The sequence below is a fragment of the Stenotrophomonas rhizophila genome (assembly GCF_020857975.1).
GTDB lineage: Bacteria > Pseudomonadota > Gammaproteobacteria > Xanthomonadales > Xanthomonadaceae > Stenotrophomonas > Stenotrophomonas rhizophila_C.
The window spans coordinates 22,303-37,103 of sequence record NZ_JACWUO010000014.1 but is presented as its reverse complement, the minus strand read 5'-3'; the positions used below and the strand labels follow the sequence as shown (position 1 = coordinate 37,103).

The 14,801-nt window shown below is 67.5% G+C and carries 15 protein-coding genes; 9 read left to right on the top strand and 6 right to left on the bottom strand.

Annotated elements, in window-relative coordinates; all coding sequences use genetic code 11:
- The first annotated feature begins 5 nt into the window (after positions 1 to 5).
- Complete coding sequence (locus IC535_RS13695) at positions 6 to 1,709, top strand: hypothetical protein (RefSeq protein ID WP_228886848.1); 1,704 nt, start codon at positions 6 to 8, stop codon at positions 1,707 to 1,709.
- A 243-nt stretch (positions 1,710 to 1,952) separates the two neighbouring features.
- Here IC535_RS13695 and IC535_RS13690 read toward each other — a convergent pair whose 3' ends face one another.
- Both IC535_RS13690 and IC535_RS13685 read right to left on the bottom strand, forming a co-directional pair.
- Positions 1,953 to 2,387, bottom strand: a complete 435-nt coding sequence (locus IC535_RS13690; protein ID WP_228886849.1) for a barstar family protein — start codon at positions 2,385 to 2,387, stop codon at positions 1,953 to 1,955.
- Positions 2,384 to 2,833 carry a ribonuclease domain-containing protein gene (locus IC535_RS13685; protein ID WP_228886850.1) on the bottom strand — a complete coding sequence of 150 codons (450 nt, stop codon included), beginning with the start codon at positions 2,831 to 2,833 and terminating at the stop codon, positions 2,384 to 2,386. The genes IC535_RS13690 and IC535_RS13685 overlap by 4 nt, the downstream gene beginning before the upstream one ends.
- 236 nt (positions 2,834 to 3,069) lie before the next feature.
- Here IC535_RS13685 and IC535_RS13680 point away from each other — a divergent pair, with 236 nt between their 5' ends.
- Positions 3,070 to 3,681, top strand: coding sequence for a superoxide dismutase (locus IC535_RS13680; RefSeq protein WP_228886851.1), 612 nt, complete (start codon positions 3,070 to 3,072; stop codon positions 3,679 to 3,681).
- 189 nt (positions 3,682 to 3,870) lie between these two features.
- Here the strand turns inward: IC535_RS13680 and IC535_RS13675 are convergent, their stop codons facing one another.
- Complete coding sequence (locus IC535_RS13675; protein WP_228886852.1) at positions 3,871 to 4,728, bottom strand: endonuclease/exonuclease/phosphatase family protein; 858 nt, start codon at positions 4,726 to 4,728, stop codon at positions 3,871 to 3,873.
- Positions 4,729 to 4,895: 167 nt separating this feature from the next.
- Between IC535_RS13675 and IC535_RS13670 the strand changes: the two genes are divergently transcribed.
- Together IC535_RS13670 and IC535_RS13665 are read left to right on the top strand one after the other, a co-directional pair.
- Entirely contained in the window at positions 4,896 to 6,578 is a 1,683-nt protein-coding gene (locus tag IC535_RS13670; RefSeq protein ID WP_228886853.1) for an MFS transporter, read from the top strand.
- 8 nt (positions 6,579 to 6,586) lie between these two features.
- The gene (locus IC535_RS13665) at positions 6,587 to 7,210 is read left to right on the top strand and encodes a rhomboid family intramembrane serine protease (RefSeq protein WP_228886854.1); all 624 of its coding nucleotides are present in this window, start codon (positions 6,587 to 6,589) and stop codon (positions 7,208 to 7,210) included.
- Positions 7,211 to 7,391: 181 nt separating this feature from the next.
- Here IC535_RS13665 and IC535_RS13660 read toward each other — a convergent pair whose 3' ends face one another.
- Positions 7,392 to 7,568 (bottom strand): hypothetical protein, encoded by a 177-nt coding sequence (locus IC535_RS13660; RefSeq protein ID WP_228886855.1) that lies wholly within the window; start codon positions 7,566 to 7,568, stop codon positions 7,392 to 7,394.
- Positions 7,569 to 7,872: 304 nt separating this feature from the next.
- On the opposite strand from IC535_RS13660, the gene IC535_RS13655 reads away from it, so the two are divergent.
- From IC535_RS13655 to IC535_RS13640, 4 genes are all read left to right on the top strand, one after another.
- Complete coding sequence (locus IC535_RS13655; protein WP_228886856.1) at positions 7,873 to 8,187, top strand: GNAT family N-acetyltransferase; 315 nt, start codon at positions 7,873 to 7,875, stop codon at positions 8,185 to 8,187.
- A 63-nt stretch (positions 8,188 to 8,250) separates the two neighbouring features.
- Positions 8,251 to 9,114 carry a DUF3298 and DUF4163 domain-containing protein gene (locus tag IC535_RS13650; RefSeq protein ID WP_228886857.1) on the top strand — a complete coding sequence of 288 codons (864 nt, stop codon included), beginning with the start codon at positions 8,251 to 8,253 and terminating at the stop codon, positions 9,112 to 9,114.
- Between the two features lie 14 nt (positions 9,115 to 9,128).
- Positions 9,129 to 10,247 carry a cyclopropane fatty acyl phospholipid synthase gene (gene cfa, locus IC535_RS13645; protein WP_228886858.1) on the top strand — a complete coding sequence of 373 codons (1,119 nt, stop codon included), beginning with the start codon at positions 9,129 to 9,131 and terminating at the stop codon, positions 10,245 to 10,247.
- Positions 10,248 to 10,414: 167 nt separating this feature from the next.
- Positions 10,415 to 10,807, top strand: coding sequence for a tetratricopeptide repeat protein (locus tag IC535_RS13640; RefSeq protein WP_228886859.1), 393 nt, complete (start codon positions 10,415 to 10,417; stop codon positions 10,805 to 10,807).
- Between the two features lie 332 nt (positions 10,808 to 11,139).
- Here IC535_RS13640 and IC535_RS13635 read toward each other — a convergent pair whose 3' ends face one another.
- On the bottom strand, positions 11,140 to 13,311 hold the full coding sequence (locus IC535_RS13635; RefSeq protein ID WP_228886860.1) for a M3 family metallopeptidase: 2,172 nt from the start codon (positions 13,309 to 13,311) through the stop codon (positions 11,140 to 11,142).
- A gap of 252 nt (positions 13,312 to 13,563) precedes the next feature.
- Here IC535_RS13635 and IC535_RS13630 point away from each other — a divergent pair, with 252 nt between their 5' ends.
- Positions 13,564 to 14,046: a glutathione peroxidase gene (locus tag IC535_RS13630; protein WP_228886861.1), complete on the top strand. Its 483-nt coding sequence runs from the start codon at positions 13,564 to 13,566 to the stop codon at positions 14,044 to 14,046.
- A gap of 84 nt (positions 14,047 to 14,130) precedes the next feature.
- Here the strand turns inward: IC535_RS13630 and IC535_RS13625 are convergent, their stop codons facing one another.
- Positions 14,131 to 14,676 (bottom strand): TlpA family protein disulfide reductase, encoded by a 546-nt coding sequence (locus IC535_RS13625; protein WP_228886862.1) that lies wholly within the window; start codon positions 14,674 to 14,676, stop codon positions 14,131 to 14,133.
- Positions 14,677 to 14,801: the final 125 nt, after the last annotated feature.

Below are 14,801 nucleotides of genomic sequence, written 5' to 3'. Positions count from 1 at the left end.
GCTGCGTGCCATTGCGCCGGGCTGACGAGATCCTCGATTGGCTGCTGGCACGCCAGCCGGACAACCGCATCCTTGAGAAAACCACCGGCCTGCCCTATGGGTGGGGCCTGTGGCTGCGCGCGCTGACCCCGTTGCCGCGGCCGTTCCGCGCCGGCGAGGTGATCGCCGTGCTGATCGGGCGCCCGTTGCCTGGCCCGCCCGGCCGGTTGCCGTCGCTGGGGGCGGTACAAGCCCTGCGCCGCCTGCTCTGGCAGGGCTGGGAACCGGCGCCACGCGACCAGCGCTGGATGCGCTGGAGCTCGGCCGGGATCAGCCTGTTGCTGCACGTGCTGTTTGCGGTATTGCTGTTGTGGGTGGCCCTGGTGCGCCCGCCGGCCGAGCCGGAACAGGGCGGCGAAGGCGAACGCATCGAAGTGTCGCTGGTCGGCCGCGGCACCCCGCAGGAGCAGGGCGGTGGCGAACCTGCTGCCGCCGCCGCCGCTGCCGATACCGGCGCGGCACCTGCGCCCACGCCGACGGCATCGGCACCACAACCGGCATCCGAACCGACCGCCAGCGAGCCGCAGCCGGCCCCGCCCAGCGAGGCCACCCCGGCGGTGGAACAGCCGGTGCAGGCCACCGAGGTGGCGCAGGCCACAACCGATTTCGTGGTGCCGCCCACCAGCGTGGCGCGCACCGAAGTGCGCGTGGTGCCGCCCCAGCCGCAGGACATCGCGGTGCGCGAACGCAGCATCCCGCTGGTGCAGGCGCCGGCCCCGGCCGCGGTCGCACCGGCCCCGCGCCCGCTGACCCCGGCGCTGCGCAGCCCGGAACTGGTCGTGCGCGAGCGCGAGGTCAGCGTGCCCAACGCACCCGCCCCGACCGTGCCCGTGCCCGGCCCGCAGGTGGAGGCGCGCCTGCCGCAACGCGAGCTGCAGGTGCGCGAACGCCAGATCCAGCCAGCACCAGCGGCTACGGTGGCGGTGGCCGCCGTGCCGCAGCGGGAGATCGTGGTGCCCGGCCGTACGCGGGAGCTGTCGGTGCGTGAGCGCAGCGTGCCCAATGCCACCCCGCGCCCGGCGCCGCCAAGCCCCGCGCCCGCGACCGCCAGTGCCAGTGCCAGCACGCCCAACCCGGCCACGGCCGCGTCCACTGCACCGGCGGCCGCGCGCAGCCCTGCGCCTGCACCTGCGGCCAGGCCCGCCGCCGACCCGGGCAACTGGGCCACGCCGACCCGCGGCGACGACTGGGGCGCGGCCAACCATCGGCAGGATGCCGACCTCAATGGCCGCGCGGTCGCGGCCACCGGCAACCGCGGCGGCAGCCTGTTCAATGCCGACGGCAGCGCGCGCGTGCCCAGCCAGGACGGCAAGGGCGCCGGCGAACGCGGCGCGCCCGGCGGCGACAAGGACGGCTGGACCAAGGAGCGCATCGCCCAGTCCGGCACCTGGCTCAAGCGCCCGCCGTACAACTACACGCCGACCTCGCTGGACAAGTACTGGGCGCCGAACGAATCGCTGCTGGCCGAATGGGTGCGCAAGGGCATCAAGGCCGTGGAGATTCCCATTCCCGGAACCAACAGCAAGATTTCCTGCGTGGTGTCGATGCTGCAGTTCGGCGGCGGCTGCGGCCTGACCAACCCGAACATGCAGGACCAGCCGGCCGTGGCGCGGCCGCCGCCGGATATCCCGTTCAAGAAAGAGCTGCAGGAAGACAACGGCAGCCGCTGAGGCTGCGCCTCAGCGGCTGCCGTTGTCCGCGCATTCCACCTTATCCCCGCGCCGTTGGCGCGCCCCCTTGAACAACAAGGGGGCTCCTGATGGATGCGTTACGGGGCTTGCAGAGCGTGTGGGGATGTTGCGCCGGTAGAGCCACGCCATGCGTGGCTGGCAGCTGCCATGACGCCGCGCCGGAGAGCAGCCACGCATGGCGTGGCTCTACCTGGTGTGGGGTTTGCCTGATCCGGCGTGGGGCTACCGGTCCACGGCCACATCGGCATCCTGCAGCGCCACGAACGCCCAGAACGGCACGCTGTTTTCGCTCCAGCTGCCGCTGGCTTCGTCGAGCACGTCCAGCAGGGTGTCGAAATCGGCGGCCGCCTGGGCGCGCAGCGCGTCGGCGTCGGTGAAGAACAGCGCATAGCCGTTGGCCGGCAGCCAGGCCAGGTCGCGCAGGCTGTCGGTCAGCGCGTCCCAGTTGCCGCCGAAGCCGGACGGAAAATCCAGCCGCGTGGCGATCCGCATCAGCAGCGTGCGCTTGTCCCGGCAGCCGTCCAGGTCGATCTGCACCACGCGCAGGCCGGCGTCGCGCATCGCCGCCGACAGCGGCCCCACATCGTCGTTGCCGATCGCATACACGCCGGCATTGTTGATGTCGTGCAGGCCCATCTCGAATCCATCATGGTTCATTGCCAGCTCCCGGCCGGTGGAACATCGAAACTGCGGAAGGTCTCGTAGTGGTCGTCGGTATAGAACCAGCCGGTCGGCGGGGTGCCGCCGGTAACGATGCGGCGTGCGCCGCGGTTGCCGGCCCCGGGGGTGTCCACCGTGTACTCGTGGTAATAGCCGCGCGGGCGCGGCGGCAGGCGTTGTTCGCGGTTGCCGAACACGCTGCCGTCCTGGCGGTGCGGGAACGGGCCGCCGCGCTGGATCAGGGCGATGGTCTGCCGCGCCTGGGCGGGCAGGAAGGCTGGCAGCGGGTCGTGCGCCGGCCTGGCGCGGGCCGGTTCGGCGGCGGCCGGGCCGGTCAGCGACGGGGCGAACTGCGGCGCCGGTGGGCGCTGCAATAGTTTGGCCGCGGCCAGCCCACCGACCAGCAGCACGATGGCGACCAACAACAGCAGGGGCTTGCGCATGGGCGGGGGCAGGGCAGCGGAGGGTGGCCACTACTCTACTGCGATTGCGGCACGCGGCGATGAGGCGCAGCCGAACGCAGGCTTGACCGCCGTTGGCGGTTATCGCGATGTCACATCGGTGCAGCGGCGCCACCAGTTTTCCTTTACATCGCCCTTGGTATGCTTGGCGACCATCCCCATCATCCACAGCGCAACGCCCGGTCTTCGCCGGGTGAGTGAGCTACCAGGAGAACCACATGGCCTACACCCTGCCCAAGCTGTCCTACGCCTATGACGCGCTCGAGCCGCATATCGACGCGGCCACGATGGAAATCCACCACACCAAGCACCACCAGACCTACATCAACAATGTCAACGCGGCCCTGGAAGGCACCGAATTCGCCGACCTGCCGATCGAAGAGCTGGTGAAGAAGACCAAGTCGCTGCCGGAAAACCTGCAGGGCCCGGTGCGCAACAACGGTGGCGGCCACGCCAACCACAGCCTGTTCTGGACGGTGATGTCGCCCAACGGCGGCGGTGCCCCGGTCGGTGAAGTCGCCAAGGCGATCGACGCCCAGCTCGGCGGCCTGGAAAAGTTCAAGGAAGCCTTCACCAAGGCCGCGCTGACCCGTTTCGGCAGCGGCTGGGCCTGGCTGAGCGTCACCCCGGACAAGAAGGTCGTGGTGGAAAGCAGCGCCAACCAGGACAGCCCGCTGATGGACGGCAACACCCCGATCCTGGCGCTGGACGTGTGGGAACACGCCTATTACCTGAAGTACCAGAACCGTCGCCCGGAATACATCGGCGCGTTCTTCAACGTGGTCGACTGGAACGAAGTCGAGCGTCGTTACCAGGAAGCGATCGCCTGATCGATCCCGCCAGGGACCAATGAAGACGGCCAGGCAGCGATGCCTGGCCGTTTTTTTGGGGGCTTCGTTCCTGCACCGAGCTTCCGCACAGGAACAACCGGTAGGTCCGAGCCACGCTCGGACAACGCACGTCCGAACGAAGATGCGTCCGACCGAAGATGCGTCCGACCATGGGTCGGACCTACCGGCTTAGGGTGCGCTGGCCGGCAGTGCCGACTGCAGCCGCAGGGTGGCCATCACCCCCAGCCGCAGCGCGCCGGCGCCGGCCTCGCCGCCTTCGCCGGGCGGCAGCCGCAATGCCTGCTGGCCGACGCCGTCGAAATGCTTGACCTGGAACAGCACGTCCAGCCCGTGGCCGCGCGCGCTGCCCGCCGCCGAGGGCGGGTCGACGCGTTCGCCCGGGTTCTTGCGTGCCGGCTGGAAGCCGGGCGAGCTGCGCACCAGTTCGGCGGTGTCGGCGGCGAAATCCCCGGCGATCAGCGACGGCAGGCCCTCGGCGGTGGCGCCGATCCAGGTCATCAGGTCGCTGGTCTGGTGCTGGCGCACCTGCGCCTGGTCCTGTTCCGGGCGCAGTCGCGCCACATAGATGTTGACCAGCTCTTCGCGCAGCTTGACCCGCAGCATCCCGGCCGCGCTGTACAGGCCCGGCGGGTGCAGCAGGGTCACCCCGTCCTCGCTGACCGGCAGCCGGGTCAGCATCGCGCTGCCATGGCGCAGTGCCTGGCTGGGCGGGTCGGCGGTGACGAAATCGCAGCTGTAGCGCAGCCGCGTGGCCAGCCAGCAGGCCGGGTTGCGGCCTTGGGTCTGCAACACCCGCTGTACCGCGATCACATCCGGTTGCAGGCCCTGCAGCAGCTGCAGCACCTGGTCGCGCTGCTGTTGCCACTGCGCTTCGTCCTGGCTGGGCAGTTCCAGGGTGGCTACCGTCAACAGGCGCGGCTGCGGCTCGGCCGGGTGCGGCTGCGCCGACGCGCCGGGGGCGGCCAGCAGCAACAGCAGCAGCCAACCCGGCCGACGTTCCGTGACAGCAATCCAGAGGGTGCGCATAACGATAAGTTTACGCTTTGTCCGTGGACGCGTCGTGACTTCGGGCGCGATCGGCCCGCCTGCCTGCCATGTTGGCCGGTCCCTGTCACGCAGCTGTGCAGCGTGCGCTGGGGTAGCCGCTTCCGGTACCCTTGCCGCCTTCCGTATTTGCAGGACAACCCCACAGGATGAGCACGATCGCCGCCGCCAGCGCAGGCAAGGGAAAGATGCCGCGCCAGATTCCGTACATCATCGGCAACGAGGCCTGCGAACGGTTCAGTTTCTACGGGATGCGCAACATCCTGGTGCAGTTCCTGATCACCTCGCTGCTGCTGCAGGAAGTGCTTGACCCGGCGCGAGAGGCCGAGGCCAAGGACATCATGCACAGCTTCATGATCGGCGTGTATTTCTTCCCGCTGCTCGGCGGCTGGCTGGCCGACAAGTTCTTCGGCAAGTACCACACCATCCTGTGGTTCAGCCTGATCTACTGCGCCGGGCACGCCTGCCTTGCGCTGTTCGAGGACAGCCGCCAGGGCTTCTTCGTCGGCCTGGGCCTGATCGCGCTGGGCGCCGGCGGCATCAAGCCGCTGGTGGCCTCGTTCATGGGCGACCAGTTCGACCAGGGCAACAAGCACCTGGCCAAGATCGTCTTCGACGCCTTCTACTGGATCATCAACTTCGGCTCGCTGTTCGCCTCGCTGCTGATCCCGCTGGCGCTGAAGAACCTGGGCCCGGCGTGGGCGTTCGGCATCCCGGGCATCCTGATGTTCGTGGCCACCTTCGTGTTCTGGCTGGGCCGCAAGCGATACGTGCTGGTACCGCTGCCGTCCAAGGATCCCAATTCCTTCGCGGCTGTGGTGCGTACGGCCCTGCTGAGCCGCCGGCCCGTAGCGGGCCCGGCATCGCCGGTGATGCGTGCGCTTGGCGTTCTGATTGCGGTCGGGTCGGTCTATTGGCTGGGTGTTGCAATGGTCATTCCCTGCGCGGTGGCCGCGGTGCTGTGGGTACGTCGTGAACAACCCGGTCTGGCCATGGCGCTGGGCGGCGTCGCGGTAGCGCTGGGTATGGGAATCTTCACCCCGATGCTGGGTATCGTGATCGTGTTGTGCCTGGCGCTGGTCTCGTTGTTGATCGGCGTCGGTGGTGGCGCATGGATGCGGTTGGAGGCAGCCCGCGGGCAACACCCGGACGAAGCGGTGGAGGGTGTGCGCTCGGTGCTGCGCGTGCTGGTGATCTTCGCGCTGACCACCCCGTTCTTCTCGCTGTTCGACCAGAAGGCCTCCACCTGGGTCCTGCAGGGCAAGGACATGGTCATGCCGAGCTGGTTCACCGCCTCGCAGATGCAGGCCTTGAACCCTGCGCTGGTGATGCTGCTCATCCCGTTCAACAACCTGGTGCTGTACCCGGCGCTGCGCCGCTTCGGCTTCGAGCCGACCGCGCTGCGCCGGATGACTGCCGGTATTGCCTTCAGTGGCCTCGCCTGGGTCGTGATCGGCAGCATCCAGGTGATGATGGATGGCGGCAATGCCATGTCCATCTTCTGGCAAATCCTGCCCTACGCGCTGCTCACCTTCGGTGAGGTGCTGGTCTCGGCCACCGGCCTGGAGTTCGCCTACAGCCAGGCGCCGCAGGCGATGAAGGGCGTGGTGATGAGCTTCTGGAACCTGACCACCACCATCGGCAACCTGTGGGTGCTGTTGTCCAACGCGGCAGTGCGCAACGACACGGTGACCCACAACATCGCCAGTACCGGCCTGAGCGAGGCCGCGTTCCTGATGTTCTTCTTCGCCGGCTTCGCGTTCCTGGCGGCGTTGGCGTTTGGTTGGTATGCCAGGCGCTATCGTATGGTCGACAACTACCGCACCGCCTGAGCCCCGCCATGACCCCCGTCAATCTGCTGCTGATCGCCATCACCGTCCTGGTGTCGTGGATGGCATTCAACAACCGCAAGCTCGGCGACCGCCTGATCCTGTGGCCGCCGGCGCTGGACCGCCATCGCCAGTACGACCGGCTGATCACCTACGGCTTCATCCACGCCGACCTGGCGCATCTGGCCTTCAACATGATCACGCTGTTCTTCTTCGGCGGCCAGATCGAGAAGGTGATGCTGCAGCTGACCGGCAGCTACCTGACCTATCCGGCGTTCTACCTGGGGGCGCTGGTGGTGTCGATCCTGCCCAGCTACCTGAAGAACCAGAAGAACCCGAACTACCTCAGCCTGGGCGCGTCGGGTGCGGTGTCGGCGGTGTTGTTCGCCTTCATCCTGCTCAGCCCGTGGAGCGTGATCTTCGTGTTCTTCATCCCGGCACCGGCGATCATCTACGCGGTGTTCTACGTGGGCTACAGCATCTGGATGGACCGCAAGGGCGGTGACCGCATCAACCACAGCGCGCACCTGGCCGGTGCGGCGTTCGGGGTGATCTTCATGCTGGCCATGCAGCCGAGCATCTTTGCCCACTTCCTGCGTGAACTGGGCAACCCGAGCTTCCGCCCGCTGGGCTGAGCCGGTGGTGGCGTACCGACCATCGGTCGTTGCCTACCCGTGCGGCTGTACCGACCAACGGTCGGTACCTACCGGTGTGGGGATCATGGGCGTACCGACCAATGGTCGGTACCTGCCGGTGCGGGATCCGGTAGGTCACGACCGTTGGTCGTGACCTGTCTGCCGTGACGCCGTCGGGCGCCTACGCGGGCTTCTTGCTGTCGGTGCCGTAGGCGCTGAGCAGGCGGGCATAGACTTCGTTGTCGATCTGGTCGAATTCCCAGCCCTGGGTCTGGCCGTTAACGGCCAGTTGGAACAGGCCTTCCAGCAGCGAGCTGTCGGCATCGCCGGGGGCGGGGGAGGTGAGTGCGTTGTCCATCAGGACCTCTTTGTAGAGCACGATCGGTCAATCAGGTGTCGCAAAAGCCGTGCCAGCTTTCGCGCCCTGTCCGTACCCGATATCGGCTTGAGCGGATCAGACTTTAGCCGCGCCCCAACCGGCGCCTTCGCGTCGGCGCGGTAATGGCCGGGTGCGTGGCGGTGCGGGGGTGGCAGCAGGCCTGCCGGTCGGGGGCGCGGCCGGATGTGACGCTGTGCGTCCAAGCTTGCCCCTGTTCAGACTTCACACGATCATGGCGCTACGCTGCGCACTATCGCGTCAGTCGCCGCAGGAGACACCGCCCATGGCTTCGGTCACCCCGCCCGGATTGGCTTACGAGGTGGAGCATGATCTTGCCAACCACCGGTTCCAGGCCCGGGTACAGGGGCATCTGGCGCTGTTGGACTACCAGATCCAGGTCCGCCGCCGACGCAAGCACATGGTCATCACCCACACCGAAGTGCCAGAGCCGATCGCCGGCCGGGGCATTGCCGGGGAGCTGACCAAGGTGGCCCTGCGCTACGCGCGCGAACACAAATTCAAAGTGGTGCCGGCGTGCGCCTACGCCGAAGCCTTCATGCAGCGGCACGAGGAATACGACGACCTGCTGGCGGGCTGACCGCGGCCGGTCCTGCTTCAGGGACGAGAGATCAAGATGCTGGATATCCACAAGGGGATTGCAATGAACAACGTAGTAAACCGTCGCGCGCTGCGCGCCAGCGCGTTGGCACTGGCCGTGGGCCTGGTGCTGGTGGCCGGCTGCAAGCGTGACGCCGACAGCACCGCGCCGGCGCCGGCCGAAGGCACCGCCGCAACGCAGCCGGGCACCATCGAAACCCCGGCCGCGACCAGCGCGCCGGTCGAACTGCGCGATGTGATCGAGACTTCGCCGCAGGCCGTGGTCGGGATTAGTTACCCGGCCGACATCGCGCGCTACCCGGGCCTGGCCAAGGCCTTGTCCGATTACGCCGGCAGTGCCCGCGGCGAACTGCAGCAGGCCGTGGACGGGCTGGGCAACGACAAGCCGACCATGCCCTACGAGCTGTCGCTGAGCTTTGAGAAGGTGCTGGAAACCCCGCAGCTGGTAGTGGTCAGCGCCGACGGCAGCCGCTACACCGGCGGCGCCCATGGCGAGCCGCTGGTGGCCCGCTTCGTCTGGCTGCCCGAGCAGCAGCAGATGCTCACCGCCGACAAGCTGGTGGCCGATGCCAAGGGCTGGAAGGCGGTCAGCGACTACGTGGCCGACCAGCTGCGCGAGCGCGTGGCCACCCGCCTGAGCAGCGAAGACATGGACCCGGGCCAGTTGCAGGAATCGCTGCGCAGCGCCAGCCGGATGATCGCCGACGGCACCGAGCCCAGCGCCGACAACTTCCGCCAGTTCCAGCCGCTGACCGGGGCCGACGGCAAGATCAGCGCGGTGCGCTTCGTGTTTCCGCCCTACCAGGTAGGGCCGTACTCCGATGGCACCCAGACCGTGGATGTTCCGGCCAGCGTGCTGGCACCGCATGTCGGTGCGCCGTACGCAGGCCTGTTCGCCGCCGGCTGAGCGGGGGAGGCGGGGTGGACGCGGGACTGCAACGGCGGGTAACCGAATTGCTGCAGGAAGCGGGGGTCGCCGTGGGCGGCGAGCGGCCGCACGACATCCAGGTGCATGACCCGCGTTTCTACACGCGGGTCATGGCCCAGGGCTCGCTGGGCCTGGGCGAAAGCTACATGGATGCCCAGTGGGATGCCGCCGCGCTGGATGACTTCCTGTTCCACCTGATGCAGGCCCACCTGGACGAGCGCGTCCATGGCTGGCGCGAGCTGGCCGACGCGCTCAAGGCGCGGCTGTTCAACCTGCAGGCCGGCGCCGGCAGCCTGGAGGTGGGCAAGCGCCACTACGACCTGGGCAACGACCTCTACCAGGCCATGCTCGGCCAGCGCCTGGTCTACAGCTGCGGCTACTGGGCGCACGCTTCCAACCTGGATACCGCCCAGGCCGCCAAGCTCGACCTGATCTGCCGCAAGCTCGGGCTGCGCCCGGGCCAGCGCGTGCTCGACATCGGCTGCGGCTGGGGCGAGGCGCTGAAGTTCGCCGCCGAACGCTACGGCGTGTCCGGGGTGGGCATCACCATTTCCCAGGAACAGGCCGACTACGCCCGCCGCTTGTGCGCCGGCCTGCCGATCGAGATCCGCCTGCAGGACTACCACGACGTCGATGAAACCTTCGATGCGATCCTGTCGGTGGGCATGTTCGAGCACGTCGGCGACAAGAATTACCGCAGTTATTTCGAGATGGTCCGGCGCTGCCTGCATCCGCACGGCCTGTTCCTGCTGCACAGCATCGGCAGCAACCTCTCGCGCCACCGCACCGACCCGTGGATCGCGCGCTACATCTTCCCCAACTCGATGCTGCCCTCGGCCGCGCAGATCACCGCAGCCTTCGAAGGATTGTTCGTGCTGGAGGACTGGCACAACTTCGGCGCCGACTACGACCGCACCCTGCAGGCCTGGCGCGCGAACGTGGAAGCGGCCTGGCACCGCCTGGACCCGCAGCGTTACGACGAACGCTTCAAGCGCATGTGGCGTTTCTACCTGGCCGGCGCCATGGCCAGCTTCCGCTGCCGGCATGCGCAGCTGTGGCAGCTGGTGCTGTCCCCGCAGGGCGTGCCGGGCGGGTATATCGCGCCGCGCTGATGCGGCAGCGGCAACTGCAACGGCAACGGCATTGGCATTGGCATTGGTAGGGTCGCACCCCGGTCGACTGCACGGACATTGCCAACATCCGGTAGGGGCATAGAAATCATCGAGATCGGCTCGGCAAGAACGATTCCACTGCATCCCCCATCGGCTACGCTCCCACCATGGAAAAACCGCCCACCGCCGTGCACTCCGCACTGGACACCGCCCGGCAACACGTCGACGCTGCCTTCAACGGCATCGCCAGCGCCGACCTTGCGCTGGGCAATGCATGGACCATCCTGCAGCGCGCCCTCGTCAATGAACCCGCCAGTATCCCGCTGCTGACCTGCCTGGGCGCCGTCGCCTGCGACCGGGGCGACCACGCAGGTGCACGCGTGCTGCTGGAACAGGCGCTGGCCCTTGGCAGCACTGACAGGCACACCGCCTTCAATCTGGGCGTGGCGTTGCTCAATACTGGCGAAACCACACTGGCAAGGAGGCAGTTCGCCCGCGCGAGCACACAGTCCGCCGATCCGCAGACCTGGGCCGCCTATTTCGATCCGCAGGCAGGCTGAAAGCGCCGATTGAGAACGTCGCCGAATCGGTATCCACGGCTGGCCAGGTAGGGTCGGTTTCCAAACGACTGCCGATACCGCTGGTCGGCGCGACGAACGCATAGCTTTGATCGAGGAAGGCGGTGGCCTCACCGCGGCGCACAACCGCCGTCTCCGGTCCAGGTCATGCCCATCATCGGCCGGGGATCAGTACGTGCAGTCGTCCGGGGAGCGACCCTACCAGCGGGCTGGCATGCAGCCGCGATGAGGTTGCATGGCGGGAGGGCGCCCCCAAAAAAGCCGCCCGGCATTGCCGGGCGGTTTCGGTTCAATCCACGTCGCCGAAGCGCGCGTTACTTCTTGCCATCCCCACCGCTCAACCCACGCTTCTCCAGCAGCGGTTCGATCTGCGGCTCATGCCCGGCGAAGGTGCGGAACAGTTCCATCGCATCCACGCTGCCGCCCTTGGACAGCAGGGTGGCGCGGAAATGGTCGCCGTTCTTGCGGCTCAGGCCGCCGTTTTCGCGGAACCACTTCTGGGTGTTGGCGTCGAGCACTTCGGACCAGATGTAGGCGTAGTAGCCGGCCGAGTAGCCGCCCATGATGTGGCTGAAGTACGGGGTCTTGTAGCGCGGCGGGACCGGTGCGTAGTAGATGCCGTCCTTCTCCAGCGCGGCGCGCTCGAAGGCCATCACGTCCTTGGCGGCCGGCACCTGGTCGGCGCCGATCTGGTGCCAGCGCTGGTCCAGCATCGCCGCACCCAGGTACTCGGTGGTGGCAAAGCCCTGGTTGAACTTGGACGCGGCGATCACCTTGTCCAGCAGCGCCTGCGGCATGGCGCTGCCGTTCTGGTAGTGCTTGGCGTAGTTCTTCAGGATGGCCGGGTTGTCCGACCACATTTCGTTGACCTGCGAGGGGAACTCGACGAAGTCGCGCGGCACGGCGGTGCCGGAGAAGTAGGGGTACTTCACGTTGGAGAACATGCCGTGCAGGGCGTGGCCGAACTCGTGGAAGGTGGTGGTCACTTCATCCCAGGTCAGCAGCGAGGGCTTGCCGGCCGGCGGCTTGGGGATGTTGAGGTGGTTGGCCACCACCGGCTTGAAGCCGGTCAGCGCGGACTGGGACACATACGAATTCATCCAGGCGCCACCGCGCTTGGAGGCGCGTGCATAGGGGTCGAAGATGAAGATGGCCAGCTGGCTGCCGTCGGCGTCGAACACGTCGTAGACGGTGACGTCCTCGTGATAGGTCGGCAGGTCGGTGCGCTGCTTGAAGCTCAGGCCGTATTCCTGGTTGGCGGCGTAGAAGACGCCGTTTTCCAGCACGTTCTTCAGCTCGAAGTAGGGCTTGAGCTGGGACTCGTCGAAGTTGTACTTGGCCTGGCGCACCTTCTCGCTGTAGAAGGCCCAGTCCCAGGCTTCGAGCTGGAAGGTGGGCTTGCCGGCGGCCTTCTGTTCCTGGTCGATCATGGCCTGCAGGTCGGCCGCTTCGCGCTTGGCGTTGGCCACCGCGGGCGGGGCGAGCTGGCCGAGCATGGCGTTGACCGCTTCGGGGGTCTTGGCGGTCTGGTTGGTCAGGTTGTAGGCGGCGAAGTTGGCAAAGCCCATCAGCTTGGCCTTGTCGGCGCGCAGCTGCATGATGCGCGAGACCAGGGCGGTGTTGTCGAACTCGCCGCCGCGGCTGCCGCGGGTGACCGACGCCTGGTAGATCTTCTGGCGCAGCTCGCGGTTGCGCAGGTTGGTCAGCGGCGGCTGGCCGGTGGTGTTGAGCAGGGCGATGACGTACTTGCCATCGAGCTTGCGCGCCTTGGCTGCTTCGGCGGCGGCGGCGATCTGTTCGGCCGACAGGCCGTCGAGCTGCTTGACGTCATCGACGACCACGGCCGAGGCGTTCACTTCGTTCTGCACGTTCTGGCTGAACTTGGTGCCCAGGTTGGCCAGTTCGGCGTTCATCGCCTTGAGCTTGGTCTTGTCGGCGTCGTTGAGCTTGGCGCCGGCGCGCACGTAGCTGTCGTAGTACTTCTCGACCAGGCGCACGCCTTCGGCGTCCAGGCCCAGCTGGGCACGGGTGTCGTACAGGGTCTGGATGCGTGCGAACAGCTTGCCGTTCAGGGCGATGGCGTCGCTGTGGGCGGCGAACCTGGCCGAGTAGTCGGCCTGCAGTTTCTTGCGGGTGTCGTTGGTGTCGGCGCCGACCAGGCTGAAGAACACGGTGGTGGCGCGGTCCAGGGTGTCACCGCTCTTTTCCAGGGCGATGAGGGTGTTGTCGAAGGTGGGCTTGGCCTTGTTGTTGGCGATGGCCTCCACTTCCTTGAGCTGCTGGGCCATGCCGGCGTCGAAGGCGGGGGCGAAGTCGCTGTCCTTGATCTTGTCGAACTGCGGGTAGTGCAGCGGCAGGGGGCTGTCGGCGAAGAACGGGTTGGCCTGCTGGGCGTTGGCGGCGGCGGGGGCCGCGGCGACGGCCGAATAGGCAGGCAGGGCAAGGCCGAGGGTCACGGCGACGGCAAGGGCAAGGCGGGTGGTCAAGGGGAATTCTCCGGTCAGACAAGTGCCCGAGATTAACCCGGGGCGGTTGGCCCGGGCTTGTGTCGAAAGGCATGTTGAAAGCGTGGGGACACCTGGCCGGCGCATCGACGAGCGCGGCACGGGACGGTAGTGCCGGCCGCTGGCCGGCTCCCCATGAACCCCGCCGCGTCATCGCCCCCTGCGGCTGGCTGCCCGTTGCCCCGTTCGTCCCCACCGCGGCGCTAAGATGCCTTTTTTCGCAGGATCTCCGCCATGACCACCGCCTTCGATTTCTCGTTCGTGGACCTCAGCGGCCAGCCGCAGGCGCTGGCGCAATACCAGGGCAAGGTGCTGCTGCTGGTCAACGTGGCCAGCAAATGCGGCTTCACCCCGCAGTACGAAGGGCTGGAGGCGCTGTGGCGGGATTACGCGGCGCGCGGGCTGGTGGTGATCGGGTTCCCGTGCGACCAGTTCGGGCACCAGGAGCCGGGCAATGCCGAGGAGATCCGCAGCTTCTGTTCGCTGACCTATGCGGTGGATTTCCCGCTGTCGGACAAGGTCGAGGTCAACGGCGAGGGCGCCCATCCGCTGTGGCAGTGGCTGAAGGCGGAAAAATCCGGGGTGCTGGGCACGCGCGGGATCAAGTGGAATTTCAGCAAGTTCCTGGTCGGCCGCGACGGGCAGGTGCTGCAGCGCTATGCGCCGACCGACAAGCCCGAGTCGCTGCGCGGCGACATCGAGGCGGCGCTGGCGTAACGCCGGGTTATGCCCGGCTCCCCGGATCACCGGGTTGCCAAACGTCCCAGCCACGCATGGCGTGGCTCTACCGCGGCGGCGGTGTCAGCCGCCGGCCTGGCGGTTGCGTACTTCCTCGGGCAGCAGGGCCAGGATGTCGGCGACGATTTCGGGCAGGCTTTCTTCGCTGTAGCCGCGATGCACGTGGGCGATGCTGCCGTCGTGGCCGATGATGAACATATGCGGGATGGTCTTGATGCCGTACTGCTCGCTGACCACGCCCTTGGCGTCGTGCAGGTAATCCAGCGGCGGGGCGGAACGGCTGCGGGCGATGGCGTTGAAATCGGCGCGCGGTTCCTTGAGGTTGACCGCGTAGACCTGCAGGGCATCGTGACCGATCACCTGCTGCAGGCGGCCGAGTATCGGCAGTTCCTTGCGGCACGGGCCGCACCAGGAGGCCCAGAAGGTGACGATGACGATCTTGCCGCGCTGGCTGGCCAGGTCGACTACATCACCCTTGCGGTCCTTGCCCAGGACCTGCGGCGGGATGTCGCCGGCTTTTGGCGAAGGGGTGGCCGGCGCTGCGGCGTTGGCGGCCAGGCCCACGGCAAGCAGCAGGCAGACGAGGGCGGGGCGGATCTTCCTGATCATCGACGCGGTTCCGGAGGGGCCGGGCGAGATGCCGGGCTTGGGCGGAATATAGCCGATGCCTGGCCGGGCTGGGGCACTGCGGTGGGCCGTGAAAAGCGTCTGACCCTGGGTCGGACCTACCGCCG

What these genes read in the sequence shown, in the direction of transcription:
- IC535_RS13665 (WP_228886854.1), top strand. Translation starts at nt 6,587, where the DNA reads ATGACCCCCGTCAATCTGCTGCTGATCGCCATCACCGTCCTGGTGTCG.
- IC535_RS13650 (WP_228886857.1), top strand. Translation starts at nt 8,251, where the DNA reads ATGAACAACGTAGTAAACCGTCGCGCGCTGCGCGCCAGCGCGTTGGCA.
- IC535_RS13690 (WP_228886849.1), bottom strand. Translation starts at nt 2,387, where the DNA reads ATGAACCATGATGGATTCGAGATGGGCCTGCACGACATCAACAATGCC.
- IC535_RS13670 (WP_228886853.1), top strand. Translation starts at nt 4,896, where the DNA reads ATGAGCACGATCGCCGCCGCCAGCGCAGGCAAGGGAAAGATGCCGCGC.
- IC535_RS13625 (WP_228886862.1), bottom strand. Translation starts at nt 14,676, where the DNA reads ATGATCAGGAAGATCCGCCCCGCCCTCGTCTGCCTGCTGCTTGCCGTG.
- IC535_RS13680 (WP_228886851.1), top strand. Translation starts at nt 3,070, where the DNA reads ATGGCCTACACCCTGCCCAAGCTGTCCTACGCCTATGACGCGCTCGAG.
- IC535_RS13660 (WP_228886855.1), bottom strand. Translation starts at nt 7,568, where the DNA reads ATGGACAACGCACTCACCTCCCCCGCCCCCGGCGATGCCGACAGCTCG.
- IC535_RS13655 (WP_228886856.1), top strand. Translation starts at nt 7,873, where the DNA reads ATGGCTTCGGTCACCCCGCCCGGATTGGCTTACGAGGTGGAGCATGAT.
- IC535_RS13630 (WP_228886861.1), top strand. Translation starts at nt 13,564, where the DNA reads ATGACCACCGCCTTCGATTTCTCGTTCGTGGACCTCAGCGGCCAGCCG.
- IC535_RS13640 (WP_228886859.1), top strand. Translation starts at nt 10,415, where the DNA reads ATGGAAAAACCGCCCACCGCCGTGCACTCCGCACTGGACACCGCCCGG.
- IC535_RS13675 (WP_228886852.1), bottom strand. Translation starts at nt 4,728, where the DNA reads ATGCGCACCCTCTGGATTGCTGTCACGGAACGTCGGCCGGGTTGGCTG.
- IC535_RS13685 (WP_228886850.1), bottom strand. Translation starts at nt 2,833, where the DNA reads ATGCGCAAGCCCCTGCTGTTGTTGGTCGCCATCGTGCTGCTGGTCGGT.